This window comes from Cryobacterium sp. MDB2-A-1 (genome assembly GCF_004402675.1).
GTDB classification, from domain to species: Bacteria; Actinomycetota; Actinomycetes; order Actinomycetales; family Microbacteriaceae; genus Cryobacterium; species Cryobacterium glucosi.
Genome location: NZ_SOFK01000016.1, coordinates 165,703 through 180,374 on the forward strand (window position 1 = coordinate 165,703; position 14,672 = coordinate 180,374).

Annotated in this window: 19 protein-coding genes; 6 read left to right on the forward strand and 13 right to left on the reverse strand. The window is 69.2% G+C overall.

Annotation, left to right across the window (positions count from 1 at the left end; all coding sequences use genetic code 11):
* Nucleotides 1-10: 10 nt before the first annotated feature.
* Both E3O39_RS04000 and E3O39_RS04005 read right to left on the reverse strand, forming a co-directional pair.
* Nucleotides 11-463, reverse strand: a complete 453-nt coding sequence (locus tag E3O39_RS04000) for a helix-turn-helix domain-containing protein (protein WP_134445963.1) — start codon at nt 461-463, stop codon at nt 11-13.
* 95 nt (nt 464-558) lie between these two features.
* The gene (locus tag E3O39_RS04005) at nt 559-1,119 is read right to left on the reverse strand and encodes a CGNR zinc finger domain-containing protein (RefSeq protein WP_134445964.1); all 561 of its coding nucleotides are present in this window, start codon (nt 1,117-1,119) and stop codon (nt 559-561) included.
* Between the two features lie 124 nt (nt 1,120-1,243).
* On the opposite strand from E3O39_RS04005, the gene E3O39_RS04010 reads away from it, so the two are divergent.
* On the forward strand, nt 1,244-2,239 hold the full coding sequence (locus E3O39_RS04010; protein WP_134445965.1) for a DMT family transporter: 996 nt from the start codon (nt 1,244-1,246) through the stop codon (nt 2,237-2,239).
* A gap of 40 nt (nt 2,240-2,279) precedes the next feature.
* Here the strand turns inward: E3O39_RS04010 and E3O39_RS04015 are convergent, their stop codons facing one another.
* From E3O39_RS04015 to E3O39_RS04045, 7 genes are all read right to left on the reverse strand, one after another.
* Entirely contained in the window at nt 2,280-3,041 is a 762-nt protein-coding gene (locus tag E3O39_RS04015) for an ABC transporter permease (RefSeq protein WP_134445966.1), read from the reverse strand.
* Nucleotides 3,038-3,967 (reverse strand): ABC transporter ATP-binding protein, encoded by a 930-nt coding sequence (locus E3O39_RS04020; RefSeq protein WP_134445967.1) that lies wholly within the window; start codon nt 3,965-3,967, stop codon nt 3,038-3,040. Before E3O39_RS04020 ends, E3O39_RS04015 begins: the two co-directional genes overlap by 4 nt.
* Complete coding sequence (locus E3O39_RS04025; RefSeq protein WP_198413371.1) at nt 3,964-4,320, reverse strand: PLD nuclease N-terminal domain-containing protein; 357 nt, start codon at nt 4,318-4,320, stop codon at nt 3,964-3,966. The genes E3O39_RS04020 and E3O39_RS04025 overlap by 4 nt, the downstream gene beginning before the upstream one ends.
* Complete coding sequence (locus E3O39_RS04030) at nt 4,317-5,372, reverse strand: DUF1648 domain-containing protein (RefSeq protein ID WP_134445968.1); 1,056 nt, start codon at nt 5,370-5,372, stop codon at nt 4,317-4,319. The genes E3O39_RS04025 and E3O39_RS04030 overlap by 4 nt, the downstream gene beginning before the upstream one ends.
* Nucleotides 5,365-5,715: a PadR family transcriptional regulator gene (locus tag E3O39_RS04035; RefSeq protein WP_134445969.1), complete on the reverse strand. Its 351-nt coding sequence runs from the start codon at nt 5,713-5,715 to the stop codon at nt 5,365-5,367. The genes E3O39_RS04030 and E3O39_RS04035 overlap by 8 nt, the downstream gene beginning before the upstream one ends.
* A 154-nt stretch (nt 5,716-5,869) precedes the next feature.
* A complete protein-coding gene (locus E3O39_RS04040; RefSeq protein WP_134445970.1) occupies nt 5,870-6,208 on the reverse strand; it encodes a YciI family protein in 339 nt (112 codons plus the stop codon).
* The gene (locus tag E3O39_RS04045; protein WP_134445971.1) at nt 6,205-6,435 is read right to left on the reverse strand and encodes a dodecin; all 231 of its coding nucleotides are present in this window, start codon (nt 6,433-6,435) and stop codon (nt 6,205-6,207) included. Before E3O39_RS04045 ends, E3O39_RS04040 begins: the two co-directional genes overlap by 4 nt.
* Nucleotides 6,436-6,774: 339 nt before the next feature.
* Between E3O39_RS04045 and E3O39_RS04050 the strand changes: the two genes are divergently transcribed.
* Nucleotides 6,775-7,149 carry a putative quinol monooxygenase gene (locus E3O39_RS04050; RefSeq protein WP_134445972.1) on the forward strand — a complete coding sequence of 125 codons (375 nt, stop codon included), beginning with the start codon at nt 6,775-6,777 and terminating at the stop codon, nt 7,147-7,149.
* A 137-nt stretch (nt 7,150-7,286) separates the two neighbouring features.
* Here the strand turns inward: E3O39_RS04050 and E3O39_RS04055 are convergent, their stop codons facing one another.
* The gene (locus tag E3O39_RS04055) at nt 7,287-8,120 is read right to left on the reverse strand and encodes an alpha/beta fold hydrolase (protein ID WP_134445973.1); all 834 of its coding nucleotides are present in this window, start codon (nt 8,118-8,120) and stop codon (nt 7,287-7,289) included.
* Nucleotides 8,121-8,323: 203 nt separating this feature from the next.
* Between E3O39_RS04055 and E3O39_RS04060 the strand changes: the two genes are divergently transcribed.
* A complete protein-coding gene (locus tag E3O39_RS04060) occupies nt 8,324-8,914 on the forward strand; it encodes a TetR/AcrR family transcriptional regulator (RefSeq protein WP_134445974.1) in 591 nt (196 codons plus the stop codon).
* A gap of 193 nt (nt 8,915-9,107) precedes the next feature.
* Nucleotides 9,108-9,569 carry an ATP-binding protein gene (locus E3O39_RS04065; RefSeq protein ID WP_198413372.1) on the forward strand — a complete coding sequence of 154 codons (462 nt, stop codon included), beginning with the start codon at nt 9,108-9,110 and terminating at the stop codon, nt 9,567-9,569.
* Nucleotides 9,570-10,048: 479 nt separating this feature from the next.
* Here the strand turns inward: E3O39_RS04065 and E3O39_RS04075 are convergent, their stop codons facing one another.
* On the reverse strand, nt 10,049-11,029 hold the full coding sequence (locus tag E3O39_RS04075; RefSeq protein WP_134445976.1) for a YafY family protein: 981 nt from the start codon (nt 11,027-11,029) through the stop codon (nt 10,049-10,051).
* Between the two features lie 99 nt (nt 11,030-11,128).
* Between E3O39_RS04075 and E3O39_RS04080 the strand changes: the two genes are divergently transcribed.
* Nucleotides 11,129-11,602 carry a VOC family protein gene (locus E3O39_RS04080; protein ID WP_134445977.1) on the forward strand — a complete coding sequence of 158 codons (474 nt, stop codon included), beginning with the start codon at nt 11,129-11,131 and terminating at the stop codon, nt 11,600-11,602.
* A gap of 43 nt (nt 11,603-11,645) precedes the next feature.
* Here E3O39_RS04080 and E3O39_RS04085 read toward each other — a convergent pair whose 3' ends face one another.
* Both E3O39_RS04085 and E3O39_RS04090 read right to left on the reverse strand, forming a co-directional pair.
* Nucleotides 11,646-13,121 (reverse strand): MFS transporter, encoded by a 1,476-nt coding sequence (locus E3O39_RS04085; protein ID WP_134445978.1) that lies wholly within the window; start codon nt 13,119-13,121, stop codon nt 11,646-11,648.
* Nucleotides 13,122-13,249: 128 nt separating this feature from the next.
* On the reverse strand, nt 13,250-13,783 hold the full coding sequence (locus tag E3O39_RS04090) for a hypothetical protein (protein ID WP_134445979.1): 534 nt from the start codon (nt 13,781-13,783) through the stop codon (nt 13,250-13,252).
* A 136-nt stretch (nt 13,784-13,919) separates the two neighbouring features.
* Between E3O39_RS04090 and E3O39_RS04095 the strand changes: the two genes are divergently transcribed.
* Nucleotides 13,920-14,294 carry a YccF domain-containing protein gene (locus tag E3O39_RS04095; protein ID WP_134445980.1) on the forward strand — a complete coding sequence of 125 codons (375 nt, stop codon included), beginning with the start codon at nt 13,920-13,922 and terminating at the stop codon, nt 14,292-14,294.
* Nucleotides 14,295-14,672 lie beyond the last annotated feature (378 nt).

Sequence of the window (14,672 nt, forward strand, 5' to 3'; positions counted from 1 at the left end):
CGGGTCACGCTCACAGCGGCACCGCCTCGGCGACGGCACGATCGCGGATGCTGCCCTCGGCCCGGTCGCTCATGACGTCCACCCGCACGCCGAGAAGGTGTTCAAGATCGAGGACCAGGCCCGCCGCATCGAGGATTGAGGCCTCGGGCGCGAATGCGACGAGGAGGTCGATGTCGCTGCCGACGGCATCCGTGCCCCGGGCGATGCTCCCGAAGACCCGCACATTGCCGGCGCGGCGGCGTGCGGCCAGCTCGATCACGCGCTCGCGCCCCCGCTGCAGAACGACCGATGGTCGCTCGGCGGTCGCGGCCATGATGCGGGCGAGGGTTTCGGGGCGCGGCTGCACCCGACCGGACTCATAGGCGGAGAGATTCGGCTGCGGCACGTCGGCGCGCACGGCGAGCTGGCTCTGCGAGAGCCCGGCGCGCGTGCGTGCCTCGAGAATGCTCTCCGCTGTGTTCATGCACGGATTATAGCTCGCAGCTATACGACCTCCGCGAGCCCGGTCCCGTCGCCTCCCCGATTCAGCCCTTGGCGAGCCGGCCGCTATAGCCTGCGTCAGCCCTGCGGGTCCGCGCCCTTCCGCTTTCGGAACGCGATCATGTTCATCCGGCTGCCGCAGCGCGCACTGCAGAAGCGCTTGGACCCGTTGCGCGAGAGGTCGAGGATCAGGCCGGCGCAGTCATCCGCTTCGCAGGTGCGCAGCCGCTGCATCTCGTCCATCCGGATCACGTCCATCAGGGCCAGCGAGGCTTCCACGCGCAGGCGTTCGCCGAGCGGGGCGTCGGGCGTGGTCGCGTGCAGGTGCCAGTCGGACGCGTCGTGCCGGGCGAGGTACGGCAGGGCCCGGGCCTCGGCGAGCATGGCGTTGACCTGGAGCGCGGCGGTGTCGCGGTCGCGGGTCCAGACGAGCCGCACCTCGTCGCGGGCGCGCAGCACGTCGAGTCGCTCGCGCTCGTCGCCGTCGATGCGGCCGGAGAAGGGATACCCGGCGAGGAAGTCCGCGAGCTGGTCGAGGGTCGCGAGCTCATCCGTGCCGCTCCGGGAGGCCGCGGGATCGGTGTTGCCAAGGTCGACCGCGAACTCGAGCGACTCCACGGTGTCATGGGCAAACTGCATGTTGACTCCTTACCCGACCATCGCCTAACGTTATGGTCATACCCAATAGTAGACCGTAACGCTGTGCGCGCAGCGGTGCGCGTGACAGAAGTCGGAAGCCGAGCCGGCAGCAGAAGGAGCCCCCATGAAGATCTCGTCCCCCTCCGCGGGTCTCGTCGTGGCGGTCATCGGCTCGCTCTCCTTCGGCACCTCCGGCGCGTTCATCAAGCCCCTGCTCGAGGCCGGCTGGTCCCCGAGCGCCGCCGTCACCGCACGCGTGCTCGTCGGCGGGCTCGTGCTGCTGCCACTCGCCCTGGTCTCGCTGCGCGGATCCTGGCCCGCCCTGTGGCGCGCACGGTGGCGCGTGCTCGCGATGGCCCTCGCCGGCGTCTCGGCCACCCAATTCTTCTACTTCGCCGCGATCCAGACCATTCCCGTGGCCACGGCCGCGCTCATCGAACTCCTCGCGCCGCTGCTCCTGGTCGGCGTCGTGTGGGTGATGACCCGGCGCATCCCGCACGCCCTGGTCCTGGTCGGGTCGCTGTTCGCCGTCGGCGGGCTCGTGCTCGTGGTCGGCCCCGGCGCGATTCGCGCGGTCGACCCGCTCGGCCTCGCCTTCGCCGCCTGTGCCATGGTCGGCTGCGCGATCTACTTCGTGATCGCCGCCCGCCCGAGCGACGGGCTGCCTCCGGTCGGGTTCGCGGCCGCGGGACTCGTGCTCGGCGGCCTCGTACTCGGCGGGTTGGGCGTCACCGGCGTTCTCCCCCTCTCCGCGACGTTCGGCCCGGTGCCGCTCGCGGGCACCGCCCTGCCGTGGTGGGTGCCGCTCGTCATCGTCGCGGTCGTCAGCACCGCGCTCGCCTACGTCGCCGGCATCACCTCGGCCGAGGTCCTCGGGTCGCGGCTCGCCTCCTTCGTCTCGCTGCTCGAGGTCGTCTTCGCGGCCCTGTTCGCCTGGCTGCTGCTCGGCGAACAGCTCACGCCCCTCCAGCTCCTCGGCGGCGCGCTCATCCTCGGCGGCATCGCGGCCGTGCGTGCGGCCGGCTCCGAAAACGCCGTTCCCGCCACGCTCGAACCGCTCATCCCGGTACCCCTCATGGACGCCGGGGTCGTCGAGCCGGCGACGGCCCTCGACAGGTAGGTCCCCGCAGCGCCCGCTCTGCGGGCACCGCCCGTCGGGCCTAGAGTTCCTTCCGCCGGAAGGCGGCGACCGCGAGCGCGACCAGGGCTGCGGCCAGCAGCAGCGCCGTGCACACCGGCCAGAACGTTTCGACGGACTTGCCGAGCGCGAGCGACGTCGGCACGCCGGTCAGCGCCGCCGGTGAATAGGTGCCGAGGGGCGTCCACAGTGCGGCGATCGACACGAGCGCATACGCGCCCAGCCCGGCACCGGCGGCCCCGGCCGTGGGGCTGATCACCACGGAGAGCAGCGTCATCAGGGCGACGAACAGGATGCCGAACACCAGCGAGGCGAGCGACGCCGACCAGAGCGCCCCGCCGGGCGCCTCCCCGAACACGATCGCCGTCCCGCCCCAGGTGACGAGCGTGCCCGCGACTACGAGCATCGCGAGGAACGCCGAATGGACGGTCGCCTTCGCGAGGATGAACGCGCCACGCGACACCGGTTTGGTCAGCACGAGCACCGCAGTGCCGCTCCGTCGCTCCGACGACACGATGCCGCCGTAGACGATGATCAGCGCGAACAGCACGATCTGGGACAGGTTCTTGATCCACCCCGTGTAGGCGTCGGCATACGTCGGGTCCGGGAGCGTGAACTGCCCGAGCTGGTCCGAGGCGACCGCTCGCAGGATCTCCGGTGTGAACCGGGCCATCACCGGGCCGGTCAGCGCGAAGAACAGCACGATGCCCGGGAGCACCCAGAGTCGCCAGGTCCGCACGATCTCGAGGACCTCCTTGCGCGCGAACGCTGCGAATCCCCTCATCGGGTCCCCCCTCCGACCAGGCTGACGAAGACGTCCTCGAGGCCCAGCTCACCGGCATCCATGCGGCACAAGCCGACGTGCCGGCCGGCGACGAGCACCGGGATGGCCCGGCGGGCAGCGTCCATGTCGGTGACGGTGATTTCGAGGGCGCCGGTGGGCCCCACGGCAACGGATGTCGCCCACGGCTCGCGGGAGATGTCCTCCGCGAGGCCGCCCGCGGCATCCGTGACTTCGAGGATCACCTTGCGTTCGGCGTACCGGGAGGTGAGCTCCTGGATCGGACCGTGCGCGACCACACGCCCGTGGTCGAGAATGGCGACGGTGTCGCAGACCCGCTCGACGTCGGCGAGGATATGCGTCGAGAAGAATACGGTGGTCCGCCCGCGCAGTGAGCTGAGCATCTCGAGCACGTCGCGGCGTCCCATCGGGTCGAGGGCGCTCGTCGGCTCGTCGAGGAGCAGCAGCTGCGGCGCGTTGATCAACGCCTGGGCGACCCCGAGCCGCTGCTTCATGCCGCGGGAGTACCCGCCGATCGCGGTGGTCACGTCGGTCAGTCCGGCGAGTCCGAGAAGCATGCCGACACGTTCATCCAGGGTGCGCCGGTCGATCGCGAAGAGCCGGCCGACGAACCGGAGGAATTCCTCGGCGGTCATCCAGTCGTAGAAGCCGGGCACGTCGGGCAGGAAGCCGATCCGGGCCCGGATCGAGTCGTCGACCGCCGTGACGTCGCGGCCGAGGATCTGCACGCCGCCGCTCGTCGGCCGGGCGAGCCCGGTCAGCATCCGGAGCAGCGTCGTCTTGCCGGCTCCGTTCGGGCCGAGAAACCCGAAGATCGAGCCCTCCTCGACCTCGAGGTCGACGTTGTCCAGCGCCCGGTGCTCGCCGTAGGTCTTGGTCAGGCCGCTGGTGCGGATCGCGAGGCTCATCGCGGGCCGGCTTCACTCCGTGGCTCGGTGCCCGGCTGCCCGGCGGCGTCGTTGCGTGACCCGTACAAGGAGTCGGCAACCGCGTCGGGGCTGATCGCGGGCGGCCGGGGTGCCGACGCTGCCGCGTCCAGCACGGCCGGCTTCCGGCCCACGACCAGGTAGAGGATGGCGCCGAGCAGGTTGGCGAGCAGGATCACGGCCAGCCACACCCACTTGTTGCCGGTGAGAACCCGGTCGGCGGGCCGCCGGTACAGGTCGACGAGCGCGATGACGTCGAGGGTGACCTGCACGACCCCGATCACCGCGATGACGATCCACACCCACCCGGGGAGTGACGACAAAGGCATATTCATGACACGGAACCCTTCTTCGAGGCCGACGCGAAGTCGCGGCGCTGTTCAGCGGCGCGACCGCTCCGGGAAACACCCACGAGCAACCCCAACGGCAGCACGAGCACGAGGAACAGTCCGATCCAGGTCGGCCACATTCCGGCGCCGCCCTGCACCGCGAAGAGGGTCTGCACGAGGCAGACGAGCGCGACGAGCGCAAGCGCGAAGCTCCCGGCGGATGCGGCGACCCGGCTCCACGCGGCACGCCGGGCGAGGTGCACCCAGGCTGCGACGAGAAGCGGCAGCAGCACGAACCCGCTCAGAAGCAGGAGGTTGGCGGTGCGGCTCGAGTAGCCGTCCGGCTCGCCGGTGAGTCCCCAGTGCGAGGGGACGGTTTCGGGCAGGTCGGCCCAGGTCACGGCCGCGAGGGTTGCGAACGCGACCCCGGCGAGAACTGGTGCGGCGAGCGTCGCCGTGATCACCCACGCGGGCGCCTCGGCGAACGGCTCGTCCTCGTCGTCCGGCCGGATCAGGTGCGCCCGCACGGCGAGCGCGGCGAAGTTGACCGTCCAGCCGATGCCGAGTGCCTTCGGCACGAGGATGCTCGGGTCGCTCGGGTCCCACGACCGGCTCGCGAAGCGCTCCGATGTGGGCTGCCGGGTGTCGTAGGGGACGCCGAGGAACCGGCCCGCCCGGTGGGTGCGCGGCAGTCCCCCGTTGGTGAGGTCCCGGGGACCGCGAGTGGCGGCATCCGTGCCCCCGTCGTCGTCGACGCCGGAGTCGAAACCACGGTCGGTGTCGAAGTCGGAGTCGGGATCGTCGGCCGTATAGGCGCCCGCGAGCGCCTCGGGCTCGCCCAGCTCGGCGAGCACCCGGCGCACCGCGTCGTCGCTGCGATCGGTCCCGTCGAGGCGATGCTCGACGTGGGCTAGCAGCTCGGCGAGGGAGTCCGCGTCGATGTCGATGCGCAGTCGCGCCGCCGCGGCGCGCAGATGGTCGAAGTAGGCGTCGACCAGCGCGGTTGCCCCGGCGGGCGGGAGCCCGTCGCCGGGCAGCGCTTCGGAGTGGTCACGCATGGGTCGCGTCCTTTCCCAGGAGGTCGGTCATGTCAGCGCTCATCGCGGTCCACACCTTCGTCATCGCTACGAAGGCCCGCTCGCCCGCGGGCGACAGCCGGTAGTACTTGCGCGGCGGGCCGACGGGCGATTCCTGCCACTCCGAGGTGATCAGGCCGGTCTTCTTCAGCCGATTCAGCAGCGGGTACGCGGTGCCGGCGCTGATGGCGAGGCCCGGGTACTGGACGAGCCGGTCGACGATCTCGGCGCCGTAGGCCTCGCCCCGGTGCAGCAGGGCGAGCACGGCGAGCTCGACCACGCCCTTGCGCAGTTGAGACGGAATCGCCTCGCCCTCGATCGCCATGGTCCCGCCTCGCGTCCTGTACCGTGTCACACCCGGTTGCTTGTTATGCCAACTACAAGGTAACACACGTTACCGCCGCGAGCGGATGCCGGCCGACAGCTGGGTCTCGACGCCCGGCGGATGCGACCACTCCCGCCGGCCTCGCCCTGCGCCCCTAGCTCTCCGGGTCGTACCCGAACGCGCGGAGCTCCTGCGCGCACCGGCAGGCCACCGCGATCCTCCGCGCCCACTCGACCGCATCCTCCCGCGTCGGCAGTTCCAGCACGGTGAACCCGCCCGTGAGGTCGGAGCCCGGATAGAGCTCAGCGCTCAAGACGCCATCGGCGGCAACGAGCACCGGAGCGACGCCCTCGTCGATCCCCCCGCCGAAGACCCAGACGCCGGCGGCCTTCGCCTCCGCGACGACGGCATGGGAGTCGGCGACAACGACCGGGAACTCCTCATCCGTGACTACCATCGCGTCGCTCGGGAAGGAGATGAGGTACTTGGTCATGAATCGGCGACCTCATCGGCGTCGTCCAGCCGGAAGCCGACCTTGAGCGTCACCTGGAAGTGGTGGATCACGCCGTCCTCCACATGCCCGCGGGTGCCCACCACCTCGAACCAGTCCACGTTGCGCAGCGTGCGGGTCGCGCGCTCGAGTCCGCTGCGGATGGCCGCATCCGTTCCGTCCGGCGACGTCCCGACAATCTCCGTGACGCGGTACGTGTGATTCGTCATCGCTTGTTCCCTCCACCTTCGTGCCGAACCCGCGGCGTCCTCGCCTCAGGTTCTCCGACCATAGCCCGCGAGCAACGAGCCTTCAACGGCGTGGCCACGGGCATCCCCCGACGCCACCGCGAACGCACCCGACCCACACCACGCCCGCCCAGCACAGACCACGAGCGCCGCGTCGTGCGGAGCATCGGCCCGGGTGTTCAGATACTCGACACTCTCCGCGACCGGCTGTTCGTGCGCTCTAGCATCGGTCTCGATAGTTCGGACCAAGGCGTGACGGGTTGTTCTGGCGCCCAGACCGCAGCGGATCCACCGAGTGAGGTATCGAGAGAGGCAACGACCATGCGCGAAGAAATCTACTGGCTAGTGACCTGCGACGTGAAGCCGGGCAAGTTCCAGGACTTCACCGAAGCAATCGAGCCGCTCGTGGCAGCGACGAAGGCCGAAGAGGGCTCGCTCATCTACGACTACAGCGTCAACGACGACGAGACCGTGGTGCACATTCTTGAAATGTATCGAGACTCAGAGGCTGTCGTCAGCCACGTCACGACGGTCTTCCCCCAGTTCGCCGAGCGCTTCCTCGACGGCGTCGACATCACGGGCTTCGTCGTGTTCGGCACACCGGATGCCGCGGCGAAGGAAATCCTCGACGGCTTCGGCTCGACCTACATGCGACCCTTCTCCGGTTTCACGCGCAAGGAGTCGCTCGTCAGCTAGCCACGGGCCATGGCCTTCGCCAGTGACTCCCGGCAGAATGGAGGCGAGATGAGCGACTCCCACACCGACTCATACCGCGTCCTCACCTCCGGCGCCTACGGGCAGCGCGCCAGCGAGTCCGCCGGAGAGAGTCCGACCTAGGCGCGGGGCAGGGTCTTCACGAACCCGAGAACGGCGGCGGCGGTGATGTCCGGCTGCTGGGCCTGGGGGTAGTGGCCGGCGTCGGCGACCATCACGACCGAGCCGTGGAGGGCATCCGCTACGAATCGCGCTTCGGCGGCCGGGTCCTTGAAGTCGGGGTCCTTGTCGCCCATGATGACGAGCGTGGGGGCGGTCACCGCGCTGAGCTTCGCCTCGGCGGGGTCGTGGGTGGTCTGCTGGGTGGTGAGTGAGAAGGCCTTGCCGTACGACTTGCGCTTCAGGCTGGCGATGACCGCCGTGCGGTACTCCTCGAAGTCGGCGGGCTTGCGGCCGGCGTAGAGGGTGGGCATGTAGCTCTTCCACATCGGCGCGATCCAGAGCGGGGCCATCATCACGCGGAACAGCCCGCGGGTGAACACGTTCGATGGCGGGTTCCGCACGAAGGGGCCGACCAGGACCAGACCGTCGACCTGGGCGGGATGCTCCGCGGCGACGATCACGGCGGCCCCGGCGGCCAGGGAGTTACCGACGATCACCGCCGGCCGGCCGAGCTGTGCGATCAGGGCCTGGATGTCGCTCGCGGTTTCGATGTCTCCGTAGCCGGAGAAGGTGGTGTCGCTGTCGCCGTGCCCACGGAGGTCGGTGGTGACCACCGTGTAGCCTGCGGCGACGAGCGCCGGGGTCAGGAAGCGATAGGAGGACCGCAACTCACCCATGCCGGGCACGAGTACGAGAAGTGGTCCGGCGCCCTGGAGGTCATAGGCGATGCGCCCCTCGGGGCGGGCGAGGTACTGAGTCGACGAGGCAGAAGCTGCAGTGGAGGAGGTCATGCAGCTACTATGCATCCCCTTTTGGCTAGTGTCAATAGCCAAATCAGAAAAGCGGATGCTTCACGCATGCCGGTCAGGGCGCGTCGCCTACGCCTCGGGTTGGCTATTGACACTAGCCAAAAGGCAGGTCATCCTTAGCCCTATGGAAACAGCATCCGCTTTCGTTCGACGACCTCTCAGCGCCAGGGCCGGAGCACGGACCCGTGCCTAGGGTCGGGCTCACCCGCGACCGGGTGGCGGAAGAGGCGGCCGTGATGGCCGATGAAGTCGGCCTCAACTCGCTCACCCTCGCCGCACTGGCCGCGCGCCTCGGCGTTCGCCAGCCATCCCTCTACAAGCACATCGACTCGATGGCCGGCCTCCACCGCGACATCGCCGTGCACGCCAAACGCGACATGGGCGAGGTGCTCGCGCGGGCATCCGTCGGTCGCTCCGGTCCCGACGCCATTTCCGCCATGTCCCGGGCGTATCGCCAGTGGGCGCTGCAGCACCCCGCCCGGTATGAGGCCGCCAACCGGATGCCCGCCCCGGGCGACCTCGAGGACGAAGCCGTGTCGCTCGCTGTCATTCAGCTGATAACCGACGTGCTCACCGCGTACCACCTCGAGGGCGACGACGCCATCGATGCGATCCGCGCCTTCCGCTCCACCCTGCACGGGTTCATCTCCTTCGAGACCGCCGGATCCTTCGCCATGAGCGCAGACATCAACCGGAGCTTCGTACGCCTGGTCCACGGCTTCATCGTCGCCCTCACCCAGTGGACGGACACCACCACCCCGCAGCCCGGCCGGTGAAGCATCGAACGACCACACGGATGCCTGTCGCACGCGCGACCGTCGGCGCCAACTGATCGACTCGTCGCTCCCCAGGCCCGCACCGATCTTCTTAGCCCGATCAGGTTGTCCTCCATGATTCGGGTACGCCCGAATCAGACGTCCACAGATCAGCCGTCCGCTGAGTAGTTCGGCTGCGGTTAGGCTCGTCGGCATGGTCCGTGTCGTCTTTATGTGTGGCCCGGCCGGTTCAGGTAAGTCCACGGTTGCACGCGCGCTCGAGGCCGACGGTATGGCAAGGCTGAGTTTCGATGAGGAGGCCTGGCGTCGTGGCATTCACTCCCAGCCCCTGGCCGAGGAAGTCCGGCTCGAGATCGAAAGCCACCTGCGCCAGCGACTTCTCGACCTGGTGAGGTCGCAGGCGGATGTGGTGCTGGACTACTCCTTCTGGTCCCGACGGATGCGCGACGACTACCGCGCCCTCCTCCGGCCGCTGGGTGTCGAGCCGGAGACGATCTACTTGGCGACGCCGCGAAAACTGGCCCTGGCTCGTGTCCGTGCGCGAGCGGGACACGAAGCGAATTGCGTTCAGCTGACCGACGACCTGGCTGCCGCCTACTTCGATAACTTCGAGGTCCCCACCTCCGACGAGGGACCCTTGACCGTCGTCGCATAGGCTCGACGCCGCGACGCTTACCGCGCGCGATAGCCGTCCGCGCGCTGATCCACCCTGAGGACTATGACCCGGGCCTCATCCTCGCGGATGTCGTTAAGCACCCGGTACGGACCTCGGCGGGCACTCCACGAACCGGTGAGCTCGCGCTCAAGTGGTTTCCCGACGCGGCGCGGGGATTTAGCGCGATCACCGTAGATGAACTCGACGATCGCCGGCACGATACGCGGAGGAAAGGTCCGCATATCGCAACACGCCGGTGCGTACGAGCGTATCCTCGGCCAGGTCGGTGTGGGAGCCACGCCCGCGCCGGTTTCCGCAGCCCGCGCCCGGCGTTTCGGGCGCGGCCCGCCGAAACGGGCGCCGGCGCCAGCGCGCACGGATGCGTCCGCGAGCCGGACCACCCCCGGTCGCGCCCCAGCCCGCTCACGGCCAGGTCGGGAGCGGCGCGGGGACTCCCCGCGCACGGATGTCCGACCGGGCTATCGGGACGTGGCCGCGTTCCGTGCGGCGAGGCGTGCGAAGGCTTCGGTCAGTTCCGGCGGGCCGACCACGTCGATGTCGGTGTCGAAGCGGTTGAGCGAGGCGGCGAGGGCGATCCATGACCAGGATCCGGCGGTGAAACGGCACCGATCGGGGCCGAGAGCCTCGACAACGCCGTCGCTGGCGAACGGGAGAACGGCACGAGCGGCGAGGTGCAGCACGACCGTTCCGGTGCACGGCCACGCGTTCGTCTCGGCCGATCCCTTGAAGCGGGCCGAGACGTAGCCCTTCGCATCGCGGCCCGGGAGCTCGCGCGCCGTGAAGCGGGGTCCCGTCGGGGTGCGCGGGGTGACGCGGTCGGCGCGGAAGATCCGCCAGTCGTCGCGCTCGAGGTCCCACGCGACGAGGTACCAGCGGCCGTGGGACGTAACGAGGTGGTGCGGCTCGACCCGGCGAGGCGGCCGCGGTCCGGTGTCGTCGCCTCCCGGCTCCGCGCTCGCGTAGTCGAACCGGAGCACCTCGCGGGCGCGGACCGCCGCGGAAAGGGCGAGGAGGACATCCGCTGAGACCTCAACAGCGGGGCCGTCGCCCGGGCGCGGGACGGTCGTGAAGTCGAGGGCGTCCAGGCGGTGGCGCAGCCGGGACGGCATGACCTGCCGGACCGTGGTGAGCGCCCGCAGGGCCGCCTCTTCGATCCCCGCTCCGGTGACGGTGGCCATCTGGAGGGCCACGGCCAGCGCGACGACCTGGTCGTCGTCGAAGAGGAGCGGCGGCAGCTCGCTTCCCGCGTCGAGCCGGTAGCCGCCGTCCGGCCCCATGGTCGCCTCGATGCGGTAGCCCAGCTCGCGGAGCCGGTCGACGTCGCGGCGCACCGTGCGGTGGCTGATGTCCAGCCGTTCGGCGAGCAGGGCGCCGGGCCAGTCGCGCCGGGTCTGCAGCAGCGACAGTAGATTCAGCAGCCGCGCGGTAGTCGTCGTCATTCCACGATCGTAGTTCGAGTGGAGGACCGAAACCGTCCTAGACGGATGCCAGAGTGACCGTTGTCGGGACCCGCCCGGCACCGTTCACTAGGAGCAGACATGAGCATCACGACCACCACGCACCTCAACTTCCGCGGCGACGCCCGAGCGGCTCTCGAGTTCTACCAGTCCGTCTTCGGCGGCCGGGTCACGATCGCGACCTACGGCGACTTCGGGATGCCCCAGGACGCTCCCGGGGCCGCGAACGTCGTCTTCGGGCAGATCGAGACGCAGGCCGGCTTCCGGGTGATGGCGTACGACATCGCCGGCCAGGCGGGCGGCACGGCCGGCGCGGCCAGCGTGGCCGGCTCGACCCGCCGCGACAACGGCGTCACGATCACCGACCAGCCGTTCTTCGTCTCCGTCCGGGGTGAGACCCTCGACGAGGTGCAGGGGTACTGGGCCGCGCTCTCGGCCGGGGCGTCCATCGTGGAGCCGCTCGCGGCATCCGCCTGGAGCCCCGGATTCGGCATGCTCACCGACGCGTTCGGCGTGACCTGGATCCTCGACGTGGCCGCCGCATACACCGCCTAATAGGCGGGACGCGACGACCAGGGGCGGGTGACCACGGCAGCTGTCAGAGGATGTCGCGAGCCGGGCGGCTCCGGGCGATTCCGACCAGCACGAGGGCGCCCGCCACAGCCGTGAGGGTGACCCCGGCGACGGTGACGCCGGTTTGGAACGCGGCCGCCTGGTCCGCGCTCCAGTTCGACGCCGAGATGTTGCCGGTGAAGAGCGCCGCGAGGATGGTGCCGGTCACGGCGATCCCGACCCCGGTGGCGACCTGGCTCGACGTGTCCACGAGGGCAGCGCCGATCGTGGTGCGGTTCTTCGGCAGGCCCCGCATGACGTTCGTGCCCGCGACCACGCCCACCACGCGCATCCCCGCGGCGACGAGCACGAGGGAGAGGGCGACCCAGACGTAGCCGAAGCGACTCCCCGCCGCGAAGACGGCGAGGCCGAGCACGACGGCCGCCGCACTCATCCAGGCTGCGCGGTCCATCCCGAACCTGGCTACGAAGGGCCCGACGAGGCGGCCGCCGCCGAGCAACACGATGACCTGGGGAAGCATGCCGATTGCGGCCAGGGCCGGCGGCCATCCCCAGGAGAACTGGAGCTGCAGGGTCACCATGTAGCTGAGGCCGGAGATCGCGAGGCCCGAAGCGGCTTTGTAGGCGAGCCCGCTGGAGACGAGGGGCAGGGCGATGAGCTTCAAGTCCAGAAGGGGGTACCGGGCCGTGCGCTCGCGGACGACGAAAAGGATCGCAGCGATCACGGCACCGGCAGTTGCCGCCCAGGGGGTCCAGGAACCGGCGCCCTCCCCCACGAAAAGCGTCGGGGCCACGAGCGCCAGCACGATTGTGGCGGTGCCGAGAAAGGCTCCCGCGATGTCCAGCGGGTCGCGGTGGAGTTCGGCGGGAAGGTCCCGGGCGATGCCGATCCGGATGCCGATGAACGCGAGCACAGCAATCGGCGCGTTGATCAGCAGGAGCACCTGCCACGGTGCGACGGCGAGGATGAAGCCGCCGACGGTCGGGCCGATCGCCAGGCCCACCAGCCCGACCGTCGAGATTAGGGTGATTGCCCGGACGCGCAGGTTCTCATCGTCGAAGAGCCGGAACGCCAGGGCCATGGAGCCCGGGGTGGTCATGGCGGCGGCGATGCCCATGGCGACCCGCACGGCGATGAGCTGTTCGGTCGTCGTGACGAGGGCGGTGGCCAGGCTCGCGACACCCAGCACCCCCAGACCGATCAGCATCACCCGTCGGCGGCCGAACCGGTCGGCGATGGCGCTGAACAGCAGCATCAGCCCGCCGAAGACGACCGCATAGGCGCCCGTGACCCACTGCAGTGCGGTGGTCGACGCGTCCAGTTCGCGCCCGATGGTGGGGAGCGCGACGTTGAGGATCGAGTTGTCGAGCATCTCGAACAGGAACACCGCGGACAACCCGGCGAGCGCCACTGCGGCGGCCCTCAGGGTTTGCGGGCGGTGGCGATCCGATGAGATTCGAGAATCATTGGTCGGGTTCGATAGCTCATTCTGGTTGCTCATATACGTCTCTCCGCGTGGGGAGAAGTGGCTGCTCGTTGAGCAACGTATGAGCGCGGGCAGAGCCCCGCGGTTTTACTTCCGGTGCAGCCACACTAGCGCGCTTCGTTTTGGAATGACAACCCGACGCATCAGCGGTGACGCCCCACCGGCGCGGTCTTCCGCCTCGCCGCGCCGAGCTTCCGATTCGCGAAGGGGCGCGCGCCGAACGTGAGCACAAAGTGGTCGATGAGAGCCGCCTCGACCTCCTCGGGGTCCTCGTCTCCCGTCTCCAACCAGGCGACGAGCAGCTCCGCGCTGCCGGCGAGCTGCCACACGTAGCGGCCTCCCCAGTGCCCCACCTTCTCGCCTGCGCCGTGTCGCCGATACTCGGTCAGCCGCTTCCGCAGGCCCCGTTTACCCTTCGCCCCAGCACCGGCCTTCCCGATATAGACCACGGATGCCGCGTCGAGCCAGGCCTCCGCCAGGAGTGCGTTCGACACGGTCGGGTTTCGTTCCTTGAACCTCCCGGCCGGGCTCGTCTCGAGGAAGTCCGGGCTCCGATCATCCGCGCGGAGGACCAGGTAGACGCCCGGCGCTGCGGGCAGGGTCGAAGCCGCTAGCTCCGCGAAGGGAACGAAGCCCGTGAAGCCTGCGTTTTCGAGCCCGAGTCGCGTCCAGTCCATCTCGCCAGTCTGGCGTATCGGTCGATGAGCGCCCGCCGGGCCTTGACCCGCCCAGCGGCACGCCAACGCGATGCACCCCAAAACAGCCGAGCTCCCCGGCCCACGAGGCGCGCGACCTGAGAGACTGGACACCATCATGAGGACTCTTCTGAACGTCATCTGGTTCGTGCTTTCGGGCTTCTGGCTGTTCCTCGGCTACATGCTCGCCGCGCTCATCATGTGCGTGCTCATCGTCACCATCCCCTGGGGAATCGCCGCCGCCCGCATCGGCGTCTACGCGCTGTGGCCGTTCGGTAAGACCGTCGTCTCCACGCCGAACGCGGGTCTCGGGTCCTTCCTCGGCAACGTGCTCTGGGTGGTGCTGGTGGGCTGGTGGATCGCCCTGACCCACCTCACGACCGGCATCGCCCTCTGCATCACGATCATCGGCATCCCGATGGGAATCGCCAACTTCAAGCTGATCCCGGTCGCGCTCCTGCCCCTCGGCAAAGAGATCGTCGACCTGCCGTAGCCCTCAAGGGTGGTGCGGGAAACACCGCGGCCCTCGAGTGGATGCGCCCTTCGATGCGCCGCCCAAACGAGGCAAGGCATGTGCAAGTGGCTCATCTCTCTCTGCTCCCTGTATTCGACTAGGACCGCGAACACAGAAACGTTGACTAGATGAATGGAACCATTCCTCGCCCTCTCAGGCTCGTGCTGTGGATTCTCGGCGGTGTCCCGGCCGTGATGGGTGTGATCAGCCTGCTTGCCGCGTGGCAGTCGCACACTGACGGCTGGTGGATCAGCGTAAGTGAATATTGGCTTCGATGGGCACCACCTCTGGTGCGAGTGAGCCCCACTGTTCAGATGCGTGATTCGTATCGTTCAGCCCCACCACCGGCGTAGTTGA

Excerpts from the sequence above, each read along its gene's own strand:
- E3O39_RS04015 (WP_134445966.1), bottom strand. The coding sequence starts at position 3,041 with ATGAGGGGATTCGCAGCGTTCGCGCGCAAGGAGGTCCTCGAGATCGTG.
- E3O39_RS04000 (WP_134445963.1), bottom strand. The coding sequence starts at position 463 with ATGAACACAGCGGAGAGCATTCTCGAGGCACGCACGCGCGCCGGGCTC.
- E3O39_RS04005 (WP_134445964.1), bottom strand. The coding sequence starts at position 1,119 with ATGCAGTTTGCCCATGACACCGTGGAGTCGCTCGAGTTCGCGGTCGAC.
- E3O39_RS04045 (WP_134445971.1), bottom strand. The coding sequence starts at position 6,435 with ATGACGAATCACACGTACCGCGTCACGGAGATTGTCGGGACGTCGCCG.
- E3O39_RS04030 (WP_134445968.1), bottom strand. The coding sequence starts at position 5,372 with ATGCGTGACCACTCCGAAGCGCTGCCCGGCGACGGGCTCCCGCCCGCC.
- E3O39_RS04085 (WP_134445978.1), bottom strand. The coding sequence starts at position 13,121 with ATGAGCAACCAGAATGAGCTATCGAACCCGACCAATGATTCTCGAATC.
- E3O39_RS04010 (WP_134445965.1), top strand. The coding sequence starts at position 1,244 with ATGAAGATCTCGTCCCCCTCCGCGGGTCTCGTCGTGGCGGTCATCGGC.
- E3O39_RS04055 (WP_134445973.1), bottom strand. The coding sequence starts at position 8,120 with ATGACCTCCTCCACTGCAGCTTCTGCCTCGTCGACTCAGTACCTCGCC.
- E3O39_RS04040 (WP_134445970.1), bottom strand. The coding sequence starts at position 6,208 with ATGACCAAGTACCTCATCTCCTTCCCGAGCGACGCGATGGTAGTCACG.
- E3O39_RS04095 (WP_134445980.1), top strand. The coding sequence starts at position 13,920 with ATGAGGACTCTTCTGAACGTCATCTGGTTCGTGCTTTCGGGCTTCTGG.
- E3O39_RS04025 (WP_198413371.1), bottom strand. The coding sequence starts at position 4,320 with ATGAATATGCCTTTGTCGTCACTCCCCGGGTGGGTGTGGATCGTCATC.
- E3O39_RS04080 (WP_134445977.1), top strand. The coding sequence starts at position 11,129 with ATGAGCATCACGACCACCACGCACCTCAACTTCCGCGGCGACGCCCGA.
- E3O39_RS04065 (WP_198413372.1), top strand. The coding sequence starts at position 9,108 with ATGGTCCGTGTCGTCTTTATGTGTGGCCCGGCCGGTTCAGGTAAGTCC.
- E3O39_RS04090 (WP_134445979.1), bottom strand. The coding sequence starts at position 13,783 with ATGGACTGGACGCGACTCGGGCTCGAAAACGCAGGCTTCACGGGCTTC.
- E3O39_RS04035 (WP_134445969.1), bottom strand. The coding sequence starts at position 5,715 with ATGGCGATCGAGGGCGAGGCGATTCCGTCTCAACTGCGCAAGGGCGTG.
- E3O39_RS04050 (WP_134445972.1), top strand. The coding sequence starts at position 6,775 with ATGCGCGAAGAAATCTACTGGCTAGTGACCTGCGACGTGAAGCCGGGC.
- E3O39_RS04075 (WP_134445976.1), bottom strand. The coding sequence starts at position 11,029 with ATGACGACGACTACCGCGCGGCTGCTGAATCTACTGTCGCTGCTGCAG.
- E3O39_RS04020 (WP_134445967.1), bottom strand. The coding sequence starts at position 3,967 with ATGAGCCTCGCGATCCGCACCAGCGGCCTGACCAAGACCTACGGCGAG.